The 22,578-nt window shown below is 71.8% G+C and carries 18 protein-coding genes; 2 read left to right on the top strand and 16 right to left on the bottom strand.

Translation table 11 applies throughout. From position 1 onward, the window contains the following. Positions 1-19 precede the first annotated feature (19 nt). The 9 genes from E1298_RS07935 to E1298_RS07895 all read right to left on the bottom strand — a co-directional run bounded on the left by E1298_RS07935 (position 20) and on the right by E1298_RS07895 (position 13,552). Positions 20-661, bottom strand: a complete 642-nt coding sequence (locus E1298_RS07935; protein ID WP_131890481.1) for a hypothetical protein — start codon at positions 659-661, stop codon at positions 20-22. Positions 662-717: 56 nt separating this feature from the next. Then, positions 718-1,440, bottom strand: a complete 723-nt coding sequence (locus E1298_RS07930; RefSeq protein WP_131890479.1) for a Crp/Fnr family transcriptional regulator — start codon at positions 1,438-1,440, stop codon at positions 718-720. A gap of 126 nt (positions 1,441-1,566) precedes the next feature. Then, the gene (locus E1298_RS07925) at positions 1,567-2,619 is read right to left on the bottom strand and encodes a toll/interleukin-1 receptor domain-containing protein (RefSeq protein ID WP_131890477.1); all 1,053 of its coding nucleotides are present in this window, start codon (positions 2,617-2,619) and stop codon (positions 1,567-1,569) included. A gap of 34 nt (positions 2,620-2,653) precedes the next feature. Next, positions 2,654-3,703 carry a GTPase domain-containing protein gene (locus E1298_RS07920; protein WP_131890474.1) on the bottom strand — a complete coding sequence of 350 codons (1,050 nt, stop codon included), beginning with the start codon at positions 3,701-3,703 and terminating at the stop codon, positions 2,654-2,656. 5 nt (positions 3,704-3,708) lie between these two features. Further along, complete coding sequence (locus tag E1298_RS07915; protein WP_131890471.1) at positions 3,709-4,743, bottom strand: protein kinase family protein; 1,035 nt, start codon at positions 4,741-4,743, stop codon at positions 3,709-3,711. Then, the gene (locus E1298_RS07910) at positions 4,740-6,923 is read right to left on the bottom strand and encodes a hypothetical protein (RefSeq protein WP_131890468.1); all 2,184 of its coding nucleotides are present in this window, start codon (positions 6,921-6,923) and stop codon (positions 4,740-4,742) included. Before E1298_RS07910 ends, E1298_RS07915 begins: the two co-directional genes overlap by 4 nt. Before the next feature lie 31 nt (positions 6,924-6,954). Next, positions 6,955-10,128: a tubulin-like doman-containing protein gene (locus tag E1298_RS07905; RefSeq protein WP_131890466.1), complete on the bottom strand. Its 3,174-nt coding sequence runs from the start codon at positions 10,126-10,128 to the stop codon at positions 6,955-6,957. A gap of 21 nt (positions 10,129-10,149) precedes the next feature. Beyond that, positions 10,150-12,471, bottom strand: coding sequence for a VWA domain-containing protein (locus E1298_RS07900; protein WP_131890463.1), 2,322 nt, complete (start codon positions 12,469-12,471; stop codon positions 10,150-10,152). Between the two features lie 280 nt (positions 12,472-12,751). After that, the gene (locus E1298_RS07895) at positions 12,752-13,552 is read right to left on the bottom strand and encodes an SAM-dependent methyltransferase (protein WP_207944500.1); all 801 of its coding nucleotides are present in this window, start codon (positions 13,550-13,552) and stop codon (positions 12,752-12,754) included. Positions 13,553-13,840: 288 nt separating this feature from the next. Between E1298_RS07895 and E1298_RS07890 the strand changes: the two genes are divergently transcribed. Next, positions 13,841-14,458, top strand: coding sequence for an HNH endonuclease family protein (locus E1298_RS07890; protein WP_131890461.1), 618 nt, complete (start codon positions 13,841-13,843; stop codon positions 14,456-14,458). Between the two features lie 103 nt (positions 14,459-14,561). Here the strand turns inward: E1298_RS07890 and E1298_RS07885 are convergent, their stop codons facing one another. Beyond that, positions 14,562-14,762, bottom strand: coding sequence for a hypothetical protein (locus E1298_RS07885; RefSeq protein ID WP_243725443.1), 201 nt, complete (start codon positions 14,760-14,762; stop codon positions 14,562-14,564). 207 nt (positions 14,763-14,969) lie between these two features. Here E1298_RS07885 and E1298_RS07880 point away from each other — a divergent pair, with 207 nt between their 5' ends. Then, positions 14,970-16,193, top strand: coding sequence for a cytochrome P450 family protein (locus tag E1298_RS07880; protein WP_207944499.1), 1,224 nt, complete (start codon positions 14,970-14,972; stop codon positions 16,191-16,193). Positions 16,194-16,346: 153 nt separating this feature from the next. On the opposite strand, the gene E1298_RS07875 is transcribed toward E1298_RS07880, so the two are convergent. The 6 genes from E1298_RS07875 to E1298_RS07850 form a co-directional block, all read right to left on the bottom strand. Beyond that, the gene (locus E1298_RS07875) at positions 16,347-17,045 is read right to left on the bottom strand and encodes a S1 family peptidase (protein ID WP_131890459.1); all 699 of its coding nucleotides are present in this window, start codon (positions 17,043-17,045) and stop codon (positions 16,347-16,349) included. Positions 17,046-17,258: 213 nt separating this feature from the next. After that, positions 17,259-18,737, bottom strand: coding sequence for an ABC transporter ATP-binding protein (locus tag E1298_RS07870; RefSeq protein WP_131890457.1), 1,479 nt, complete (start codon positions 18,735-18,737; stop codon positions 17,259-17,261). Then, positions 18,731-19,627, bottom strand: a complete 897-nt coding sequence (locus tag E1298_RS07865) for an ABC transporter permease (protein WP_243725442.1) — start codon at positions 19,625-19,627, stop codon at positions 18,731-18,733. Before E1298_RS07865 ends, E1298_RS07870 begins: the two co-directional genes overlap by 7 nt. Beyond that, the gene (locus E1298_RS07860) at positions 19,617-20,600 is read right to left on the bottom strand and encodes an ABC transporter permease (protein ID WP_131890456.1); all 984 of its coding nucleotides are present in this window, start codon (positions 20,598-20,600) and stop codon (positions 19,617-19,619) included. Before E1298_RS07860 ends, E1298_RS07865 begins: the two co-directional genes overlap by 11 nt. Continuing rightward, entirely contained in the window at positions 20,601-22,163 is a 1,563-nt protein-coding gene (locus tag E1298_RS07855) for an ABC transporter substrate-binding protein (protein WP_243725441.1), read from the bottom strand. Between the two features lie 161 nt (positions 22,164-22,324). Next, positions 22,325-22,578 (bottom strand): SAM-dependent methyltransferase (locus tag E1298_RS07850; protein ID WP_207944498.1); only part of this gene is annotated, 254 nt, incomplete at its 5' end.

The following is a 22,578-nucleotide window of genomic DNA, read 5'->3' as shown; positions in this document are numbered from 1 at the left end:
CATTTCCTCCAGGTCACGGTCAGTTCTGGCCGGGGAACCGGAAACGCCGGCCGGACGGATACGACCACGCCGCGATCCGTCGCCCCGGAAGCTCGACCGACAACGGCTCGAACCCGGCCGCGGCACGGTCGTCCCCGCCCGGCGGAGGCGGAGCCAGGTCGTCCAGCAGCGCGGCGGAGATGACGACCCTGACGCCGTGCTCGGGCACGCCGCGCACCGCGGCGGGCGTCGCGGCGGGCGTCGCCTCCTCGGCGCACAGCCGGTGCACCGCCGTCACCACGCATCCTTCGAAACCGCTCTCGGTCAGCCAGGTGATGCCCTGGTCGAACGCGATCACCACGTGCAGCGGTTCGGTGCCGGCACGCCGGGCCTCCGTGATGGCGTCGTCCAGGCTGTGCACGAGGTCGGTGATGACGCGTGCCTCGTTCATCCCGGCGGGCATCACCAGGAGGGCGGCCCCGGCATCGGTGTCCTGGCCGTCGGGCACCGACGAGTGCCCTTGAAGGAGCGCGCGGTCAAGCCCTGCGGCCGCGCAGGCGCTCCGTATCGCCGCCACCATCCGCCGGTAGGGCCGGCCGCGCGGGCCGGTGCCGGAGGCGGCCGGGCGCCGGTGGACGGCGACCGCCGCGCAAAGCCGTCGTACGGGGTCCGAATCGTGCATCTGGCCCTTTCTGCGCCGCGCCGGTCAGGGACCCAATAACTATGAGGGGTCCCGAGTCAGCCAATCCCGTACTCGGGCGGGATCTCGCTGATTTCCGCGGCCGAACACAGCGCCTCCCGGTCACGGATGATGATCTTCCTGTAGCCCTGGACGATCGCGCCGTCGCGCTGCAATGTCGCCAGCGCCTTCTGCACGGTCCGCTCCTTGGCGCTCACCAGGTCGGCTATGTCGGGCTGGGTCAACGGGCGGATGACGATGCCCTCGGCCGAGGGCTCGCCGTGCTCATGGGCGAGCAGCATCAGCACACGGGCGACCCTGATCGGCGCCGGATTGGCGGACTCGACCCGATGCCAGGTCGCGCCGCGCAGCTTCGCCGAGACAATGCGGTTGACGGCCAGCGACGCATCGGGATGCGCGGACAGGAAGTCCAGGAACTCGCGCTGGCCGATCCTCCGGGCCACGCACGGCCGGATCGTGGTGACCCTGGCCAGCCGAGGGTTGCCGTCCAGCGCCGCCAGTTCGCCGACCACGTCACCGTCCGCACGGATCGACAGCAGAACGGTGCCGCCGCTGTCGGTGCCACTGGTGATCTTGGCGGTGCCCTGGAGCAGAACGAACACATCGCGCGATTCGGTCGCGCCCTCCATAATGATCGTTTCGCCTGCGGCGATCTGGCGCAGCCCTCCCAGTTCCAGCAGGCGGGCCCGGGTTATCGCGGACAGCCCGCCGAGCAGGCTACGGGGACGCCATCCGCCGATCGGGTCAAGGTGATTTGCCATGGTGTGGCTCTTCGGTGAGGTTATTTGGGAGATCGCCAGCTTAACCTCAGGATCGGGCGGCCACAGGCGGATTCCTGTTCCGGTTCCCCTGAAAGCAAAGTGAACTTTTACCGGAAATTTCGTACCTTAACTAGGCGTGTCAGAACGGATCGTATGCGCGAGAAGATCGATACGGCTTTCCTCGTCGGCGCGATCTCCGGTCAGGTCGAGCGCGCGGCGGAGGGCCGCGAAACGGGGCAGCGGCACGTCCTCGATCAGCACGGGGACGAACCGCCGTCCACCCGTCTCGTGCACGCGGGTCAGCAGCGCGGCGTAGTCGTCCATGACCCCGGACTGCGCCATCGCCGCCCGGCTGAACACCAGGATGCCGTTCGCGGCCCTGCCGATCGCCCGTTCCTTCTCCAGCAGGACGACCAGTCCTGGATCGACCCACGGCTCGATCCAGATGCTCACGCCCTTGCGGCGCAGCTTCATGGCAAGCCGTTCGACCGCCGCCACGTCCTGCTCGGCGAAGCAGATGACCGCGTCGATCCCGGCCGCGTGATCAAGGCCGGGCCGCCCCGATCCCGCGACCGGCTCGGGCTCGGCTTCGGGTTCGGGTTCGGGTTCGGGCTCCGGGTCGGGTTCGGGAAGGGTGAGGGCATGGACGTCGTGGCCGGGGATCCAGATCCAGGCGGGCTCGTCGAACTCCTTCTGGGCCACCCGGACCTCCCGCAGCTCTCCTGGCCTGAGCCCGGTGTGCTCCTGCCGGATGGTGTCGGCGAAGACCTGCCGCGAGTAGATGACCGCCAGGTCGGCGCCGGACGCCGCGAGCGCGTCCTTGAGGACCGGGCTGTCGCACAATCGGCTGACGGCCACCGGTCCCGCGCCCGCGTACCCGTTCGACGCGGTGAACGTCATTCCGTGGTGGACGGCCAGCCGCAGCCGGAGTCCGGGCCGCAGATCGCGGTTGCGGGCGTGCAGCGCGGCGGCCAGCGCGCGCGGGAAGTCCTCGACGACCCGCGGCTCGGGCTCGGTGTCGGGGAGGATCGCCAGCTCACCGTCGCCGCCGGGCTGCCTGGTCCAGCCTCGGCGCCTCAACCCGGCCCGTCCGGCCGCCTCGTCCAGCACCTGGAGCAGCCCGTCCTGGATCTTCTCCTGCCCGCGGTCGGTGGCGCCGCCGTATCCTTTCGCGTCCACCGAGAGCAATAGCCGCCGCATCGCGTTCCCCTTCTCAGATCCCGATCCGCGCGGCCTCGGAAGAGGCCAGCGCGCCGTTCATGGCCAGCAGGGAGACCAGCGGCCGCAGCACCCGCCGCGGATGGACGCCCTGCGCGAAGCGCGCGTCGCCCGCGTCGCCCGCGTCGGTCTCCTGCGTGGCGCTCGACCCGGTCGCCGACGCGACGTGCAGCGTGGCGCGGGTGCATTCGCCGTACGGCCGCGTCCAGGCGTGGGCTCCGCGACTGTGCAGATAGGCGTACACGTCCGCGCTCTCGCGCAGCGACTCCTCGGGGTCGAGCGTCGCGGTGTCGCGGCGCAGCCACAGCGCGACGGGGTCCTCGAAGCGGAGGAGGTCCGCCTTGTTGACGACCACGGCGGCGCTCACCTCCGGCAGCCGCCCCGATGCCCGCAGGAGGTCCAGGACGGCCCCGAAGGTGCTGTCGCGGCGGGCGGGCCCGTCCAGCCGCAGCGGGTCGACCACGAAGATCAGCCCGTCGACGACGTCGAGGAACGCGGTGGCGTCGGCGACCCGGGTCAGATCGTCGCCCGCCACGTCGAACAGCGCGACCGGCCGGGGCGGCCCGTGCTCCTGCGCGACCATGAAGCCGTCGGCGAACATCACCCGGCCCGGCGGGGTCGGTGGAAGCACGCACGCCCCGCCGATCAGCGGCCCGACGTTGTCTCGCAGGTACTCCTGATGCAGCAGCACCTCCAGCGGCCAGCAGGCCAGCCCGTAGTGCCGGTACAGGTCGCCGCGATCGACGGCATTGATCATCGCGGTCAGCAGGTGGGTCTTGCCCGAGCCGCGGGCGCCCACCAGCCCGAAGACCAGCGGCCGGCCGGACCCGCCGTAGGAGGCGGGCAGGTGGTGGGGTTCGCCGCGCTGGTTCGGGCAGCGGACCCGCGCCGCGAGGCGGAGCCTGGCCAACTGCTCGGGGCCGGCGTCCGGCGGGACCGGCTGCTCGACGTAGTCGTCTCTCGCGGCGTCGTAGCGGTACAGCGGGGGGTCGTCCCACGTGATCCGCTGAAGGCAGATCGGGCACAGCACCCAGGAATCCGGCATCCCTCTCAACCCCCGATCAAGCGCGCCGCCAAGGCCAGCAGCGCGATCACCGAGACGGCGAGCCACGCCCAGTGCGCCGATGGTCTGTTCTTCTCCCGCCAGATGGACGGAAGCCGCCCGAGGCGGGACTTCCTACCACCGGTTTCGGGCTTCTGCTCGCCTTCCCGCACCGGTGCGGTCTTCGGATCCTTGGTCTGCCGGACGTGGAAGAACTCGCGCCGCCCCGCCACCAGGCCCGGGTCCGGTTCCGGCCCGTACGGCACGGGATCGGCCGCCTCGACGCGGCGCAGCATCTCGGTCACGGCGGGGCGTTCCCCGGGCGGCGCGAAGACCCCGTCCACCAGCCGTCCCAGCTCGGGAGGCAGTTCCGCGGCGTCCGGCCCCCGGTTCTCCTCGCCGGTGGCCATGTAGAGGATGAGGCGCCCCACCGCCCACAGGTCGTCGCGATCGGTCACGTCCCCGGCGACGTGTTCGGGATGCTGCTCGGGCGCGCTCCACGGCGGTGCGCCGACCGCCGTGCGCGGCTCGCCGGGCACGGCCGCATGAGCGAAGCCGGTGATCTGCACCCGGTCGCCGTCCCACCGCACGGTCCGCGGGCCCAGCGCGCGGTGCACGATCCCGGCCGCCGCGAGCAGCCGCACGCCCACGAGCAGGCTCACCTGGAACCGGTGCAGGTCGTGGGGCAGGAGCCGGCCCGCCTCGGCGCCGCAGGGATCCCCGCGGTACGGCTCGGCCAGCGCGAACGGCTCGCCGCCGGCGGTGTTGTAGCCGATCAGCCCGGCCACCTCGCCCGGATGGGGCCGCCCGGCGAGACGGCGCCGCAGCCGCAGCCCGGTGATGATCTCGTTGTCGAGCGCCCGGTGTCCAGCGGAGCCGGAACGCAGGAGCCGCGCCTCGAACGCGCCCTCGGCGGTCTCCAGCTTCACCTCCGCGCCGTTCCCGTTCGCGGCCACGAGTTCCGCTTCCACGAGACGGCCGGTCCGGACGTCGAGGTAGCTCAGCCGTCGACGCGTCGCGGGCCGGGCGGTCACCTCGTTCACGTTGCCTCCCAAGGATCGTCGTCAGAGGACCAGCACTGCCGCACCAGGTCGGACCGCACGGGCACCAGCCGCAGCACTCCCGCGTGCCGGGACGACCGCCCCCAGAGCGTGTCGGCGGGGCAGCGCGCGCTCAGCGCGGTCCGGATGGCCTGCGGGGCGAACCGCACGCAGGGCGGGCGGCGTTCGCCGGAGCGCACCAGGGGGAGGTCGCCGGGGCCGAGCAGTTGCCACATCACGGCGTCGGTGCCGCGCGTGACCTCGGCGCTCAGCGCGAGCACGTCCTCTTGGGACACCGGCGCCGTTTTCGGGGACGTCGCGTTCTGGCCGGTGAGCGCCGTGTTCGCGGCGAACGGCGGCGGTTCGAGTGCGCCATGCCGGATCACGTGCCGTTCCCATTCCGCGAGATGGGCGGCGGTCGCGGCTCTCGCGCGGTCCTGGTGCGCGATCGGCAGCTCGTCCAGCGGGTCCCCCCAGCACGGTTCGAGGGCGACCTGGACCAGGGTCCTGAGATGACCGCGGACGGACGCGAGCAACTCCGCCCGCGCACCGGCGTGCCCGCCTGGCCCGCCGTGCGTCCCTGCGTGGTGCCGCAGCGCCTCCCGGACGCCGTCGAGGGCGGCCGCGGCCCGGACCAGGTCCGCGACGCCGCCACGCGCGCGGGCGGCCCGCGACCAGCCCGACGCGAGCCGCGCGGCCGTGGTCCGCAGGTCCGCGAGCGCCGCTGGGGCGTCGTCCAGTCCCGTCGCCCGGATCCACCCGCGGCAGCGGCGCCGCCATGACCACAGCACCACCGCGACCGCCCCGGACAGCGCGACGAGCATGGCCGCTGCCCGCAGCCCCGCAGGGAGTTCGCCGGTGACCGCGCTCCCCTCCAGCGCGCCCACCGCACTGACCGCGCCGGTCGCCGCGACCGGCACGAGCCGTTCGGGGAGCCGGGCGCCCGGGCCGCGGACGACGGTCAGGCCCACCAGGAGCGTGTAGATCACCGCGACCACGGCCCCGCCGGTCCCGGGCCAGCCGACCCCGGCAAGGCCCGCGGCGATCAGGCCCGGCACGGGAAGCCACAGCTCGGGCGGGGGAAGCGGAGTGTCCCCGCGCAGTCGTTCCACCAGTTCGGACGGGCAGGCCCGGTCCAGTTCGGCCTTCGGATCCAGGCGCGGCGGGACGACACGCCCTTTCTGCCGGCGGAGCCCTTCCTTGAGCCCGTCGAGCGAGGACCCCCGTGCCAGGGCTTCGGCGACGTACCCGCCGAACACGGTGCGCGCCCCCTGCCGGTCCGGTTTCTCGGACGCGGGCAGCAGCACGCCCTGGTCAGTGATCAGCCGGCGTTGGCCGGGGAGCGGCTCGGTGTCCACGGGGGCCTCGGCGAACAGCTCGACCCAGCCCGACCGGACCTCCGCCACCGCCCGTCCGGCGTCCGCCACGGCCTTGACGGCGGGGACCGGCCTCAGGAGCAGCAGCAGTGAGGACGGGCCGCCCAGCCGCTTCGCGGTCCGGCAGGCGGTCGCCAGGGCGTCCTCGGCTCGCCGGCCGGCCTCGTTGAGAGGGCTCTCGTCCCGCAGCCGCACCGCTCCATGCTCCGGTCCCTGCTCCGGGCCCTGCTCCGGTCGGCCGACCGGGTCCGCCGGAGCGATGTCCAGCGCGGGCGGGACGCCTGGCTCCAGCAATTCGGAGATGGCGGTCAGCAGCGCCGAGGCGAACTCGGCGTCGGCGGGCAGCGCCGTCGCCAGCCGCAGACCCGGGTTGGACACACCGCCGGGCATGGCGGCCGCCAGTTCCGCCGTCCGGTCGAACACCTCGGGAATCCGCAGCAGTTCGCGGAGCCGCACCAGGCCCGAGCCGGGCTCGTCGGGACGGACGGTCAGCGCCGGGCCGTCCAACCGCCAGTCGTGGCCGTCCGGGTCGGGCACCCACAGCAGCCCCGCGTCCTGCCCGGCCAGCAGCTGACCCGGCACCTCCAACCCGGTGGCGCCGTCGCGCGGGCGGCCGACCGCCACGCACAGCAGCGCGCCCACCAGCGGGGACCGCAGTCGCGCGAAGACTCCCGTGTGCGGCATCAGAAGCCCGGCCTCGTCGGTGACCAGGACCCGGCACGTGTCCCTGCCTTGCGTCTCCCACAGCTCGTCAAGCAGCTTCAGCGCCTGCGCGGGGTCGGTCCCCCGCAGGTCGAGTTCGGCCACCGCCGGTCGCGTCCTCAGTTCGTCCAATCCTTCACAACTCCCGCTCCGCGACGGCCCTCTCCAGCTCCCACAGATTGCGGCGGATCGCCATGACCTCGGTGAACTCCCGCTCCAGCGCGGCCGGGACGGTGTGGGCCCAGAAGTCGCGCATGTGCACGGCGCGCGTCCGCACCGACGGGTGCAGCCCGTCCAGCATCCGATCGATCACCGTGATCTGCTCGGCGGCCAGGACGCGCAGCAGCCGGTAGAGGTCGTCCGGCGGCTTGGGCTGGGTGCCGACGCCTTCGGGGACCTCTCGCATCAGCCGGGCGCAGAAGTCGCGGCGCAGGTCGGTGTCATCGGCGATGGCGCACACCTCGTACGCGCGCAGCACGCTGCCCCATGACGACGCGCGGTCGAGCGGCTGCAGATCCAGGGTCATGCCCACCTCGTCCGTCAGCCGGACGGTCATGCTGATCGGGGAGGCGGGGTCGCCGTCCACGGTGACGCGGCCGTTCCAGAGCGCGCTAAGGAGTCTGTGGGCGATCTGGACCCTGTGTTCCTCGCGGGTGGCCAGGTGACCGAAACTGTGCCCGGTACGTTGCCGCCATCGCAGGTAGTCCTGCGGCTGTGGACGGTCGATCGCGTCGGCCCAGGTTCTCAGCAGTTCCCGGACCTCGCGCACTTCGGTGATCCCCATCGAGGTGCGGAACAGCACCACCGAGATCGACTCGGTCGTGGTGGCGGTGAACTGGTAGGTGGCCGTCTCGCCTGTCGGAAGGTCGATCGTGCGCCGCAGGTATTCTTCGGTCGCCGGATCGGGGGCGGCGGCGGGATAGGTGACCAGCACCTTCAGCGGTCCCCGGCCCTGCGGGGCGAAGGCGGGCGGTACCAGGCCCGCCAGCCTGGCGCGGAAGGGCACCAGCTCCTCCTCGGCGAGCCGTCCCGCTCCCTGGGCGGCCTCGGCCAGCAGGTCGGCCAGCCGGGGAAGCAGCGGCCCGTGATCTGGCCCATGCGTCCGCAGGGACGCCGCGATCTGGTTCCGCAGGTGCTTCCTGAGCGCGTCCACGGCGCGTTCGGCCGCCTTCTGCGAGCCGTCGACGCGCAGCTCGGCGAACGCCTCGCGCCATCCTTCCGGGGTGAGAAGGGCGTTCAGGAGGTCGCCTTCGCGCGCCCCGGTGGACAGCGTTCCCGCCGCGACACCCGCCGCGATCAGCCGCTGGACCGCCGTCCGGTGGAAGCGCTCCAGATCACCGCCCGCCGGCAGCAGGTACGACACCCCGCCCCGGTACCGGTGCAACCGCTCGGCGCGGCCCCTGGGATTCTCGCGCTCGCGCCGGGCGCGCTCGGTCAGCTCCCGGATCAGGGCCGACAAGGTGGCCTTCGTCCGGTCGAGCTTGGGCTGCCAACTCCGCGCCAGCTTCGACCACGGTTGGGTCCACTGGACGCGCGTCTGCCACTGGTACCAGGTGTCCTGGTCCCGACGAGCCTGAGCGGGCAGCTCATGGTTCCACCGCATCGAGACGAAGCCGCCCATTCGGTCACGCAACTCCGGTGCCGTCGGTATCGCGTCCCGCCCGTCGTCCAGCTTGGGTGCGGGAGGCGGCTCGCGACGCCGCACCATCAGCCCGTGCGCGCCCTCCCGTTCGGCCTCGCTGCCCAGCCCGTCGTGGCCGAAGACGATCCGCCGCACGCGGAACGGGTCGAACTCGGCGAGCAGCCGTACGACGGCGTCACCAGGGTCGAATGCGTCCACCTGCTCGGGTACGGAGCGGTCGAGCCGGGAGCGGTGCCTGGCCAGGGCCGCCCGCATCGACTCCGCCCGGTCGCCGAGCCCGATGGTGATGTTGCGCGCGCCGTGTGTCGGCTCGGGCTCGGTGAAGTCCTCCTTCGGCCGGGTCAGGAGGTCGTGGAGCCCGGAGTAGGTGAAGAATCGCTCGATCGGCGCACGGTTGGCCTCTGCCGCGCCCAGCGGGACGGCCAGCTGCTCGACACCGTCGGTCAGCAGCCGCTCGGCCACCATGTCGGCCAGTTCGTCCGCCGGCACGGTCAGGGAGGCGACCAGCGCGGTCGACACGCCCTGGTCGCCGATGCCGTCCTTCGCCTGGATCTGCCTCTCGTTGGCCGAGTTGAGGAAGCTGTCGGCGAAGGACTGGTGCTGGTCGGCGTCGGCCGCGGTGCGGTCGTTGAGCTCCGTACCGACCAACGACAGGATCAGCGCGACCACCGAGCGGCGCAGATCATCGGGCTCGACGCCGGGCGGCCGGGAGAACAGATAGGCGGTCTGGGCGATGCCCGGCCGCATCTCGATCCGGCCCATCTCCGGGAGCGATACCGAGACGTCGTCGGCGGGCGCCAGGCCGGTGGGGTCCGCGGCGGGGCCGTGGCCGCCGGGAGACAGCAGCGAACCCCCGGGCGTACCGCTGTTCTGCCGGTCGACCAACTGGGCCAGATCCAGTACGGCGCGGGCGGCGTTCAGTTCGGCGGAGCGGCCGCCGCCGCCGCCCTCCGGGAACGCCGACGGCATCAGCACCAGCGGATGGATCTTGGGTTTGATCGAGGTGCGGGCGAACAGCCCGGCCACCAGGTGCAGGGCGTCGTAGAAGATCCCGGCACCGGTGCCGCCGGCGATCGAGAACGCCACGAACACCTCGACCGCCGCCGGATCGCCCGCCGCGCCGTCCGCCATGCGCGACAGGTCCGCGGCCGCCTGCGCCGACGACAACCGGCCGATCGCCGCCCCCAGCTTTGCGACGACGGGCGCCGGACCGTGGGAGAAGGTGTCGAAGAACACCGCACGGCCGATCGTCGGCAACTGCCCCGCCCCCTTCGCCAGCGGGCTCACATGGGGCTCACCGGACCGCCCCGGCAGCCAGCCCGCCACCTCCGGCCCCATCCGGAGCCGCAGATTGCGCGCCAGCTCCGGAAAGCTGTCGGCATACGTCTCCAGCCCGATGTTGTGGGCGGTCGCCCGGGTCGCCGCGGCGTACCGCGGATCCGGCACCGCCCGCTCGGGCAACCGGTCCAAATCGGCCTGGTTGACATCGATATAGACGAACTGAGCGCAGGCGGGCAGTTCGTAGCGCGTCGCATCCGGCCGCTTCCGCTGGAAGCCGGTCCCGTCCGGGCCGCAGATCTCGGCGCGGAGGCGGCGTTCCAGCACGGCGCCGATCGTGCCGCCGGTGCCGCCGAGCCCGATGAACAGCAAGGGGTGATAGAGCTTCATGGTCGCGTTTCTCCCGGGGGCTCACAGCCAGTCGTCGGACGAATCGGACGGAATGGTCTTAAACGAATCCGGCGAACTGGATTTGGGGTCGCGGATAGGAGGAGACTTCGGCGGTCGGCCGCGCGTGAACAGCCTGATCAGCCCGCTGGGGGCGTACCGGGAAGGGACACTCCGGAAGACGAGCCGCACACCGTCCGCGACGGGCTCGCTCTCCGCACCGAACCCGACCTGGAACTCCGTGCCGTCCGGGCGGCACACTTTGACCCGCCCGTCCGCCGTGTGCCGCGCTACCAGGGCCTGCTTGTCGCCTCTGGGCTCGTCCAGCAGGGGGTTCGATTCGATGTCGCGGATGATGAAGGGGAACTCGTCGGACCATTTGCCGCGCCCCGGCCGCAGTTCCCGGCCGGCCTGCTCGCCGTTGTGGACGAGCGCGACCCGCAGGCTCCGCACGTCCGCTCGGACGCGGCGGGCATGCCGCTTCGACCAGGGGGCGGCGAGCACCAGGGCGATCAGCGCGATCCCGCCGAGGATCTGCCAGAGGTGCCGTTCCAGCAGGCCCGGAGGCTTCTCGACGCTGATCGTGCGCTGCTTGACCAGGTAGACCTTCGCCGGATCGGACTCGTCGGCCAACTGGAGTGTCGCCGAGGCCCGGCCGAGCGCGGCCCCTCCGCCGAAGCGCACCTCGAACGGATACGAGGATCCGCCTGGCCGGACGGTCAGGGGCGTGCCCTGCGCGAGCGTCGCCTGGGCCTGTGGCGGTGCGCGCAGGAGGAGCCGCGCCCGGATCGTACGGGGGGTGGAGTTGTGGAACTGGATCGTGCCGTGGACCGCGCCGCCCGGGTGGACGGTCGTCCCGCCAGGGAACCGGACCTCGCCCTGGACGTCCGGCGGCCGCGCGACGACGTTGATCGTGGCGGTCGGGTTCCCGTCGGGCCGCAGGCCGTCCCCCGCCACCGAGCCGGTCAAGGTGACCTTGCCGGGCGCACCGGGCGCGGTGAAGACGCCCGCGTACGAGCCGTCGCCGGGGGTATCGTCCGGAGCCTGCCCGTCGTCGCGCATCGGCACCGCCCTCCCCACGCCGAGCGCTTGGCCGGTCGCCGTGACGGTGAAGGACAACCCCCGCAGTTCTTTCGGGTCTTGGACGTAGCCGCCCCGCGTGACCAGCGAGAGCCGGGCGGTGACCTGTTCGCCGGTCCGGATCTGAGGTCGCTCCACCACGAGCGCGGATCGAATGACGCCTTGGTACATCGCTACGGCCCCGACCGACTGTCGTGCCACCCCGCCTGGTGCGGTCAGCCTGATCCGCCACGTGCCGTTCAGCGGAGCGACCACACGCAACGTCTCGATCGTGCCGCCGGCGCCGCTACGGGTGAACGCCGACCGGCCCTGAGATCCGTTCGACGGGGCCGTGCGGCCGTTCGGGTCTATGAACTCCACCCACACCCGGGGATCACCCTTGGCCACCGTCAATGTCGCCTCGGACGCGATGCCGGGAACGGCCAGCGGGAGTTCGAGCGTCCCGGCGGGCCGCAGGTCGCCCTCCGAGGGCGGGCTGATCCTCAAGCAGGAGGCGGCGGCGTAGGCCGCGACGAGCGACCGCGCCACCTCCCGGGAGTCCCGCACCCGCCGCGCACGGGGCAGGGACTCGGCACGCCCATCGCAACCGCGCTGGGCCCCGCCTTCGGCGAACCGGTTCAGGCCGGCCTGATCCACCTCGGAACCGAATCCGACCGGCCATATGCCCACTCCCTCGCTCCGGGCGGTGGCGAGCCGTTGCCGGAGCAGCCGCTGGGCCTCGGCGTCGCGGTCGCCCGAGCCGGACGAGGATGAGCCCGAAATGTCCGTTTGCCCGTCGGTGAGCAGAAAGATCCTTTTGAGCGCATTGCTCGGCGACCCCGATCGGAGGACCCGCAGCGCTTCCGAAAGGGCGGCGCCATGATCGGTGTCGTCCCCCTCGGCTTCGGTGCGCGGATGAAGCCCTTTCACACAGTTCGACAGGTACTGCAATTGCTCGGCCGTTGCCACGACCGTGGGCCTGCAATACTGGGTGACCGCTCGCCCGCTGGTGCCGTTGGCGCTGCCGAACCCTAGAACCGTTACACGTGTTCGCGGATTCAGCCCTGCTTGGACGATGGTCGCGGCCGCTTCGATCTCCGCTCGCACGTCCTTGACCGCCAGGCTTCCCGATTCGTCGACGGCCACCACCAGATCCAGCGGCGTCGGCTCGGGTACCCGCGCCTCCGCCCGCCCCGGGAGCACAGGGACCAGTACGGCGACCACGGCGGCCAGACAGCCCCACGTGACTCCCCGTCGTACTCGCGCGAACAACCTGATCTCGGTCATCACCGTCCTCGACGTCGTCCGAGGGCACGCGGGTGACCGGCCGCGCCGGATCCCCGAGCCCAGACGCGGATGCTTTCAGGGACGCGGCGCACAGAACCCGTACTGGTACGCCTTTCGAGTTACCGTTCGGGAGACCAGACGAAACGGAACACAGACCGCACCGCCCCGCAGTTGCCCCGAAAATTCAGGACATAGTCGGAGACACTCGGTGGGTTGTTACGGTCCATTCCAGAGATGCGGCCAGCCGGTTCCCGCGCCGCCGTTGCTCTAGGTCACAGGCTCACGGCTTGCGGGCCGCGCCGCCCCACATGCCGGTCGTGGTGGACGCCGGAGGCGAATCGGGGCGCCATTCCTGGACGGCGACGACCCCGGGATCGAGCACTTCCAGCCCGGTGAAGAAGGCGCTCACGCCCTCGTGCGTCCGGAAGGTCACCCGGAAGCCCATCGCATCGGTGAGAGCCTTCTCGGCGGCCGCCATCTGCTCGGGCAACTGGTCGATGCCCGGATGGGTGATGGCCAGGAAACTGCCCGGCGGCAAAGCGTCCATCAGCGTCCGAACGATGAGCCGCGGGTCGTCGCCGTCCGGGACGCAGTGCAAGATCGCGATCAGCAGCAAGCCCACCGGCCGCCGGAAATCCAGAAGGTCGGCGGCCCCCTCAAGGATCCGGTCGGTATCGCGAAGGTCCGCGTCGAGGAAAGCGGTCGGTGCGGTGACTCCGGACAGCAGCGCGCGGGCATGCGCCAGCACGATCGGATCGTTGTCGACATACACCACCCGGCTCTGCGGGCTCGCCTGCTGCGCGACCAGATGCGTGTTGTCGGCGGTGGGAATGCCGGTACCGATGTCGAGGAACTGGGTGACGCCCTCGCCCGCCATGAACCGCACCACCCGCTGCAGGAACGCCCGGTTCGCCGCCACCCCCGGCTTGATCGTCGGCGTCGCCGCCATCACCCGCTCGGCCGCCGCACGATCAACCGCGAAGTTGTCCTTGCCGCCCAGCCAATAATCATAAATCCGCGCAATATGCGGAGTATGGACGTCAATCCCCCGAGGGACGACCATCTCCTCCTCGGCGACCATGAGCACAGACTAGCCCGAATCCGCAGGAGAGATCGTTATCCGGACTCCTGCCAGCGGAAACAGCGTGTCGGTGGTCGCCGTGCCTGCGGCGCCGCGGCCGCGTCCATTCGGCACCCGGTCCTATTCGGGTCGCATCGTTGTGTCGGCGTCCCCCCACGGTTGGCGATCTTGGCATGCCCGGGGCAGCGGCGGGTCAAATGATCACACTTCATGATCGTGTTGGCGCGGCGGCGGCGCACCCCGAGTCGAAACTGGCGGTGATCATGAGCCTGACCAGGGAGATCCCGCATGCGTCGTCTCGCCGTCCCCGCCGCTCTGGCCGCCGCCTTCCTCGCCGCCGCACCGGCCGCGTCCGCCGAACCGCCGCCTCCGCCCGGTGAGGCCGAGGCCGCCCAGCGCCTCGCCGGTCTCACCATCGCCGCCGAGGGCTCCATGACCGGCTACAGCCGCCAGAAGTTCCCGCACTGGATCACCGTCTCCGGCACCTGCAACACGCGCGAGACCGTCCTCAAGCGCGACGGCGACAACGTCCAGGCCGACGCCCAATGCGCGGCCGTCTCCGGCACCTGGACCAGTCCCTACGACGGTGGCCGGTGGACGAAGGCGTCCGACCTCGACATCGACCACATGGTCCCCCTCGCCCAAGCCTGGCGATCCGGCGCCGACCGGTGGACGACCGACCGCAGGCGCCAGTTCGCCAACGACCTGACCAGCTCGCAGCTCTGGACCGTCACCGACAATGTGAACCAGGCCAAGGGCGACAAGGACCCCGCCCAATGGAAGCCTCCGCTGACCTCGTTCTACTGCACCTATGCCCGATCCTGGATCGACGTCAAGCACCGCTACGGCCTGACCGTCGACCAGGCCGAGAAGAGCGCACTGGCCGAACTGCTCCAGACCTGCTGACCATGGCGTGAACTCCGTGCACGCGGCCGAATAGCGGCCGCCGTCATGCAGGACGGCCCCGTTCCCGGCCTCAGGCTGGGACGGGGCCGTACGCGTCCGCGGCCTACCGGCGGGGGCGCAGCCCCATGCGCATCCGGGCGGCCTCCTGGTGGATCTTGGTCTCCGTCTCCAGCAGCTTGGCCTCGGCCTTCTCGGTGCGGAGCCGGGCGCGCATCTCCCGGAAGCTCGGAGTGCGGCGCCGCTCACGTGCGGCGGCGGTGCGGCGGCGCGAGCGGCCGCGCGTCAACCGGTCCCAGAAGGCCATCACCCTCACTCCTCAAGCCGGGTCGTCTGCCCCCGCCTCTACCCCGCTCCCGCACCTTCATCCCGGACGTCACCGCCCCGGTGCGGCGGAAGGCGTTCGCATGCGACGCCCTGATACGCCGGAAACACGGCTACCAGTGCGCGGTCGGCTGTCCGAGAATCGGGGGGACCAAGGTTGCGGGCTGACGTTTGTGACGAGGAGCGCAGCGTGAATATCAAGGCGAAGCTGCTGGGTTCGGACGCGGGAATCGACCCTTACCCCGCGTATGCGCGAATCCGGCGTGAAGAGCCGGTCTGCCAGGTGGAACTTCGCGATGGCGTGCGGTGCTGGGTGGTGTCGCGGTATGAGGACGCCCGTGCCGCGTTGGCCGACCCTCGGCTCAGCCGGGATCCCCGGATGGCGGGGCCGGCCTGGAAAGAGGCCGATCGCGGGCGTCCCCTGGAGGACGGGGCGGGCCTGGGAGTGCACCTGCTCACCCGCGAGCCGCCGGATCACACGCGGTTGCGGCGGCTGGTCTCCGCGGCGTTCACCGCTCGGCGGACGGAGGATCTGCGCGGACGGGTGCGGGCACTCGCCGACTCATTGATCGACGGATTCGCGGCCCGAGGCGAATGCGAGCTCATCGCCGAGTTCGCCTATCCGCTGCCGATGGCCATCATGTGCGAACTGCTGGGCGTGCCCGCCTCGGACCGGCACTTCTTCCGGCAGTGGACGTCCAACGCGGTTCGTCCGGGAAAGGGTGACGGGCGCGCGGTCGACGCGCCCCGTCCGGGCGACTACCTCCGTGCCCTCGTCTCCGCCAAGCGCGCCGAGCCGGGCGACGACTTGATCAGCGACCTTGTCGGCGCGGAAGAGGACGGCCGGCTCAGCGACACGGAGCTGATATCGATGATCTTCTTGCTGCTGATCGCGGGGCACGAGAACACGGCGGGACTCATCGGCAACGGGATTCTCGCGCTGCTCGGCAACCCGCGGCAGCTCTCCCTGCTGCGTGAGCGGCCCGGCTTGATCGAATCCGCCGTGGAGGAGGTTCTTCGCTATGACGGCCCGATGGAACTGGCGGCATGGCGGTTCACGACCGAGCCGGTGACGATCGGCGACGTGACCATTCCGACCGGTGAGCCGGTGGTCATCGCCTTGGCCGCCGCCCATCGCGATCCCGACCGTTTCGATGCTCCCGAACAGTTCGACATCACCCGCACCGACAACGCCCATCTCGGTTTCGGATACGGCGTCCACCATTGCCTTGGCGCACCGCTCGCGCGCTTGGAGGGAGCCGTCGCCCTGGAAGCATTGGTACGCCGCCTTCCCGACCTGGCGCCGGCCGTTCCGGCGGACCGGTTGCGGCGGCAGCCGAGCTCGCTCGTGCGCGGCCTTCACGAACTGCCGGTCACATTCACGCCCGGCACCTCACCGAGCAGACCGGCATAGCCCTTCAGCTGTTCGGACGCAAGACAGCCGCCACGGGATTCTTGTGCTGGGGTCGTAGCTCTCGCGGCCGCGACAGCGTCGTGGTGACGCGGAACGCCCGGCCGGAATCCTTCCGGCCGGGCGCTCCGCGGGGTGATCTAAGGGGGCGGGAGGTCAGACTCCGGCCACGGTGCGGATCCAGGCGCGGCTGGCGGCCACGCTCCCGTACGTCTGCTCCGACCGGCCGTCGGCGGTGGAGGCGACGGCGACCTGCTTGTCGTTGTAGCGCTGCGGACCGCCGGAGTCGCCGCTCCAGGCGGCGCCGTTGATCTTGGTGGTGCAGATCGCCGGGCCGTAGCGGTGGTCGTAGCACTTGGTGGACGTGACGCGGACGTCGGCGCATTTGAGCTGGTCCGAGAACGGGCCGTTGGTGCTGGTGCGGCCCCATCCGCAGATCTGGTTGGTCGAGTCGACCGGCGGATCGGCGTCGGCGAGTTGGGAGTAGGCGGTGTCGTGGGCGCTGGCCAGGTGCACCAGGGCAAGGTCGCCCTTCGGCGCCACCTGGTAGTCGCTGACATTGATCGTGGTGGCGCGCGACTGGTAGACGCTGCCGACGCGGACCGTGAGGCCGCTTCCCACGCAGTGGGCCGCGGTGAGGACCCACGTCGGCGCGACGATGGTGCCGGAGCAGGTGAACGTTCCGCTGCGGTAGATCGAGGCGGCCCAGGGAGCGTCGGTGACGAAGTAGCCGCCGATGATGGGCGCGGCCTTGCCGGCCGGCGGGCGGGGCCCGTCAGCCGCTGCCGGGAGGGCCGTCCCGAAGAGCAGGACGAGCGCGGCACCTATCAGGGTAATGGCGCGTCGGGAGGGCATGCACAGCTCCTTTGCCGGTATGCACAGGGCCTCCGTTAAAGTAGACCAGCGAACAACTCTTGTAGCACTTCCAGGGTGCACTGGTTTTTCAGACTTTATTCTCTTGACATAGAAGGGAATAGACATCACTTTGGCCAACGCGAATGAGAGCCGGGAAATCCGCGAAGTCAGCGGGCATCTCATCTTTTGATCCCGCGCTGATCGCCGCGGGCCCTAATTCGCCGGTTCCGGTGCGGTCGCTTTCAGTAGCCGACGGGATTCGGGGTGCCGGGCGGTGTCGAGGCCGGGCGCGGGCAGGTCCTCGACGATCCGGCCGTCGTGCAGGACGATGATCCGGTCGGCGACGCGGCGGGCGACGCGCAGGTCATGGGTGACCAGGACGATGGTCAGGCCGTGGTCGCGGCGCAGGCCGGCCAGCAGGCGCAGAACGCGTTCCTGGGTGAGGACGTCCAGGCCGCTGGTGGGTTCGTCGGCGAGCAGGACGCGGGGCTTCTGGGCGAGGGCGCGGGCGATGCCCACGCGCTGGCGCTCGCCGCCGGACAGCGTGGCGGGACGGCGTCCGCCCATGGCCGGATCGAGGCCGACGTGGCGCAGCAGCCCGTCGTCGTAGGGGCCGGCTTCGGCGATGACCTGGCGGACGGTGTGGCGGGGGTCGAAGGAGGCGAGCGGGTCCTGGAAGATCAGCCCGGTCCGGTGCCGGACGGCGCGCCGTTCACGGCCGCGCAGAGCCCAGACGTCCTGGCCGTCGCGCTGCACGGTGCCCTGGTCGGGACGGTCGAGGGCGGCGAGCGCGCCGATGAGGGTGGATTTGCCCGATCCGCTGCGTCCGACGATCGCCACGGCCTCCCCGGACCGGATGTCCAGGTCGACGGCGTCCAGAGCGAGGGTCGTGCGCCTCCGGGAGCGCAGGACCCGCCGCACGCCGGTCAGGGCCAGGTCTTCGCCGCCGGACGCGGTGGGCGCGGCCGCCGGGCGGTGCGTTCCCGTGGCGACCGCGGCCCATTCACGGACCAGGTCGCTGGCCGGTTCGGTCAGGATCTGCCGTGCGGGGCCGTGCTCGATGACGCGGCCGTCCCGCATGACGGCGATGTCGTCGGCCCAGCGGGCGGCGGCGGCCAGGTCGTGGGTGATCAGCAGGACGGCGCGGTCACCGGCCTGGGCGCGGACCAGGTCCAGGACCGTGGCCTGCGTGACGGGGTCGAGGGCGGTGGTGACCTCGTCGGCGATGAGGACGGACGGTTCGTGCACGGTCGCCAGCGCGAGTGCCACGCGTTGCGCCTGGCCGCCGGACAGTTCGAAGGGGTAGGCGCCGGCCAGCGCGGGGTCGAGGCCGAAGCGGGACAGCGCGGTGGCGGGGTCACCCGTCCGGTGGGCGCTGACGGTTTCGGTGAGGTGCCGCCGGACGGTGACGGTCGGGTTCAGTGAGGCCAGGGCGTCCTGGAAGGCGTATCCGACGTCCCGTCCGCGCACAGGCGGACGGCCGTCGACCAGGACGGTGCCGCCGTGCGGTTGAAGGCCGGCGATGGCGCGGGCGGTGAGCGTCTTGCCGCTGCCGCTCGGCCCGACCAGCGCCAGGACGCGTCCGGCGGGGACGGTGAGGTCGATGCCGTGCACGACGCGGCGTCCGGGGACGTCGACGGTGAGACCGGTGACGGTGAGGCCGGCGGTCGCCGTGTCGTGGGTCTTCACCATGTCCTGCCTTCGTCCGGGCCGGCGAGCGCGCCGGCGACGACGTTGACCGCGATGATCGTGACGACCACGGCGGCGGCGGGTATCGCGACGGTGTACCACTCGCCGGTCATCAGGTGCGCCTGCGCCTCGGTGAGCAGGTTTCCCCAGCTCGGGCGGTTCGGCGGGACGCCCAGGCCGAGGAAGCTGAGCGTGGACTCGGTCAGGACGGCGTGCCCGACCTCGAACGCGGCGATGGACGCGACCGGGGGCAGCGCGCCGGGCAGCAGGTGCCGCCACATGACCTGCCACCGCGACAGCCCGAGCGCGTAGGCGGCGCGGATGTGGAGGCGCTCGCGGCGGCCGCGGAGCTCGGCGCGGACGATCAGCGCGACCGGCATCCAGCTCGTCACCGCGATGGCCGCGACCACCAGCCCCAGGGACGGCCCGGCGACGGCGGCGAGGGCGAGCACGACGACCAGCAGCGGCAGCGCCAGCAGGATGTCGGCGGCGCGGGCGATCAGGCCGTCCACCCAGCGCGGCGCGATGGCGGCCAGCCCGCCGGCGAGCATGCCCAGCCCGACCGTGATCGCGGCGGCGCTCAGCCCGACCAACAGGGACGTGCGGGCGCCGTACAGCATGCGGGTCCACAGGTCGCGGCCGAGCGGGTCCGTGCCGAGCGGATGCCCGGGAGAGCCGGGCGGCAGCGAGGTCGCCGTGGTGTCGGTGGCGACCGGGTCCAGCGAGGTGAGCAGCGGCGCCAGGGCGGCGAGCAGCGCCAGCGCGGCCAGTAGGGCGACGGCGACGGCCAGCGCCGGGCGCCGGGGCCGCAGCCGGACGGCCATCAGCCCGCGGACGCGGACGGGGTCGCCGGTGCGGACGGGGTCGCGGGTGCCGAGCGGGTCAGACGGCATCGGACCGGCCCGTCCGGACGCGGGGGTCCAGCGCCGCGACGATGAGCTCGGCGACCAGGTTGGCGGCGATCACGATCAGGCCGGTGATCAGCACGATCGCGATGAGCAGCGGGTGGTCCTGGGCGCGCGCGGCGGCGATGGCCTCGCGTCCCATGCCGGGCCAGGAGAAGATCACCTCGGTGGTGTAGACGCCGGCGATCAGGGTGCCGACGCCGACGCCGAGGCGCGCGGTGAACGGCACCAGCCCGGGCCGCATCAGGTGCCGGGAGACGACCGTCCGCCGGGGCAGCCCGCGGACGCGGGCGTTCTCCACGTGCGGCGCGTCCTTCAGGCGCCCGACGCCGTTCTCCACCAGCCGCACGTAGACCCCGAAGTGGTGGCCGAACGCCAGCGCGCACGCCGGCAGCACCAGATGGGCGAGCAGCCCGTACGCCGTGACGGGCTCGCCGGGACGGCTGACGCCTCCGGACGGCATCAGGTGGGTGGCCGCCGCGAACACGTACAGCAGCAGGAGCGCGGCGACGAAGCCGGGCATGCCGCCCATCACGAACAGGATCAGGTCGATGCCGCGGCGGAGCCACGCGCGGCGGGTGAGCGCCGCGACCAGGCCGACCGCGAGGGCGGCGGTGAAGCTCAGCAGGATCGCGGCGGCGGTGAGCAGCAGCGTCCACGGCACCGTGTCGCCCAGCGTCTCGGTGACGGGCCGTCCCGACATGTACGAGGTTCCCAGGTCACCGCGGACGGCGTGCGATGCCCATCGCCAGTACCGGGCGGGCGGCGGGTCGTCCAGGCCCATGTCGGCGCGCAGTTCGGCGACGGCCGCGGGTGCCGGGGAGCGCCCGCCCGACCTCGCCTCCAGCACGGAGGCGGCCGGGTCGCCGGGCGAGGCGTCCAGCAGGCCGAAGCAGACCACCGACAGGGCGACGACGACCAGCGCCGCCGTCGCCGCCCGGCTGATCAGGCGCAGTGTCATCTAGTTGTAGCGCCAGGTCTCGGCGTTCCAGAAGAAGCCGTATCCGTGGTGGCCGAGCGTGCGCTGGGCGGGTCCGGTCAGGTTCTTCGGGACGGCGTTGATGGTCTTGAGGTAGGAGATCCACAGGAAGGGCGGGTCGTCCTGCAACGCCTGCTGGAACGCGCTGTAGGCGGCCTTGCGCTTGGCAGGGTCGAGTGTGGAGCGCCCTTCGTCCAGCGCCTTGTCGGCGGCCGGGTTGCTGTAGGAGCCGTAGTTGGAACCGCCCTTGCCCAGGGCTTGGGACGAGGCGAACGGCCCGTACACCGAGGAGTCCGGGTCGTAGGGCGTGCCCCAGCCCACCACGAACCCTTGCAGGTCGCCCCAATGCTTGCGCACCCAGTCGCGCGGGCGTGGACGCGGGTCGACGTCGAAGCCCTGCTGCTTGAGCTGGGTGGCGGACACGTTGAGGATGGCGACCCGCAGCGAGTCCTCGGCGAAGGTGGTCAGCTCGAACGCGACCGTCCTGCCGTTCCGGGCCCACAGTCCCCGCCCGTTCTTGACGTAACCCGCCTCCTTCATCAGGGCGGAGACCTTCCCGGGGTCGAAGGCGAACCCGGGTGCGGCGGCGTACGGGCTGGTGTCCAGCGGGCCCTTCGCGGGCGAGCCGTAGCCGAGGACGACGCTCCTGGTGATGGCGTCGCGGTCGACGGCGTGGTTCATCGCCCGGCGCACCCGGCGATCGGCGAACGCCGGGTGGCCCATGTTGAACAGGATCGCCCGGTAGTCGGCGGTCGGGTACACCTCCAGCCGGTGGCCCGTGGCCTTGCCCGCCTGCTGGGGCGCGAGGTTGGCCGCGTCCACCTCACCGCCCCGCAGCTGGATCAGCCGCGCCGAGTCGTCCGGGACGTACTTGACGACGATCTTCTTCAGGCCGGGCCGGCCCTCGTAGTAGCCGTCGAAGGCGGTCAGTTCGGCGTACTGGCCGTGCTTGTAGGTCTTGAGCGCGAACGGGCCGGTTCCCACCGGATGCTGCCCGAACCCGGGATCGGTGAGCTTCTTGCCCCGCAGCAGGTGCTCGGGCAGCATGCCCATCGACAGCGCGTCCAGCATGGGGGCGAACGGCTTGTCCAGCTTGAGCCGGACCGTCGCCGGGTCCGGCGTCTCGATCGCCTTGACCGCGGTGAAGTTCCGCGACAGCGGCGAGTCCGCGCCCGCGTCCCGGACGGTCTCGACGGTGAACTTGACGTCACGGGCGGTGAACGGCTTGCCGTCCTGCCATGTGGCGCCGGGACGCAGCGCGAAGGTGTAGGTCTTGCCGTCCGGCGCCGCCTGCCACGACCTCGCCAGGGCCGGAACCACCCTGTTGTCCTTGTCGTGCCGGGTCAGGCCGCGGAACACCAGCTCGGTCACCGGGTCGGTGTGCTCGTCCTGGAGGCCCGGATTGAACGTCTCCGGCTCATCGCCGATCGCGTACGTCAGCGACCCGTCCTTCCCGGAGGCGGGCTCGCCGCCCTGCCCGCACGCCGCTGCGGTCGAGGCCGCCATGACAACGGCCATCAAGGCCAGAACCGGACGTTTCAGCATGACCGTATTATTGCAAACGATTTGCAGTAGCGACTCCACCGCATCTAGCTGGCCGACGACCAGCGCGTCGCGCCCCGCGACGATCAGCGGGACGCGAAGGCCGCCTGACCCGGCCGTCCGGGCCCGGCGGCCGGGTCAGGCGGCCGGGTCAGGCGGGTGGCTTACGCCTTGCGCGCTACGCCGCCCCACATGCCCGTCGTGGTGGACGCCGGAGCCGAATCGGGGCGCCATTCCTGGACGGCGACGACCCCGGGATCGAGCACTTCCAGCCCGGTGAAGAAGGCGCTCACGCCCTCGTGCGTCCGGAAGGTCACCCGGAAGCCCATCGCATCGGTGAGAGCCTTCTCGGCGGCCGCCATCTGCTCGGGCAACTGGTCGATGCCCGGATGGGTGATGGCCAGGAAACTGCCCGGCG

Origin of the sequence: Actinomadura rubrisoli, assembly GCF_004349215.1 — a bacterium.
Classification (GTDB): domain Bacteria; phylum Actinomycetota; class Actinomycetes; order Streptosporangiales; family Streptosporangiaceae; genus Spirillospora; species Spirillospora rubrisoli.
The sequence above is the reverse complement of the archived record's forward strand: the minus strand, read 5'-3'. Positions and strand labels throughout refer to the sequence as shown.

Bases quoted from the DNA above. Each gene is read 5' to 3' on its own strand.
- E1298_RS07935 (WP_131890481.1), bottom strand. From the start codon at position 661: ATGCACGATTCGGACCCCGTACGACGGCTTTGCGCGGCGGTCGCCGTC.
- E1298_RS07930 (WP_131890479.1), bottom strand. From the start codon at position 1,440: ATGGCAAATCACCTTGACCCGATCGGCGGATGGCGTCCCCGTAGCCTG.
- E1298_RS07920 (WP_131890474.1), bottom strand. From the start codon at position 3,703: ATGCCGGATTCCTGGGTGCTGTGCCCGATCTGCCTTCAGCGGATCACG.
- E1298_RS07905 (WP_131890466.1), bottom strand. From the start codon at position 10,128: ATGAAGCTCTATCACCCCTTGCTGTTCATCGGGCTCGGCGGCACCGGC.
- E1298_RS07900 (WP_131890463.1), bottom strand. From the start codon at position 12,471: ATGACCGAGATCAGGTTGTTCGCGCGAGTACGACGGGGAGTCACGTGG.
- E1298_RS07895 (WP_207944500.1), bottom strand. From the start codon at position 13,552: ATGGTCGCCGAGGAGGAGATGGTCGTCCCTCGGGGGATTGACGTCCAT.
- E1298_RS07890 (WP_131890461.1), top strand. From the start codon at position 13,841: ATGCGTCGTCTCGCCGTCCCCGCCGCTCTGGCCGCCGCCTTCCTCGCC.
- E1298_RS07885 (WP_243725443.1), bottom strand. From the start codon at position 14,762: ATGGCCTTCTGGGACCGGTTGACGCGCGGCCGCTCGCGCCGCCGCACC.
- E1298_RS07875 (WP_131890459.1), bottom strand. From the start codon at position 17,045: ATGCCCTCCCGACGCGCCATTACCCTGATAGGTGCCGCGCTCGTCCTG.
- E1298_RS07870 (WP_131890457.1), bottom strand. From the start codon at position 18,737: ATGGTGAAGACCCACGACACGGCGACCGCCGGCCTCACCGTCACCGGT.
- E1298_RS07865 (WP_243725442.1), bottom strand. From the start codon at position 19,627: ATGCCGTCTGACCCGCTCGGCACCCGCGACCCCGTCCGCACCGGCGAC.
- E1298_RS07860 (WP_131890456.1), bottom strand. From the start codon at position 20,600: ATGACACTGCGCCTGATCAGCCGGGCGGCGACGGCGGCGCTGGTCGTC.
- E1298_RS07855 (WP_243725441.1), bottom strand. From the start codon at position 22,163: ATGCTGAAACGTCCGGTTCTGGCCTTGATGGCCGTTGTCATGGCGGCC.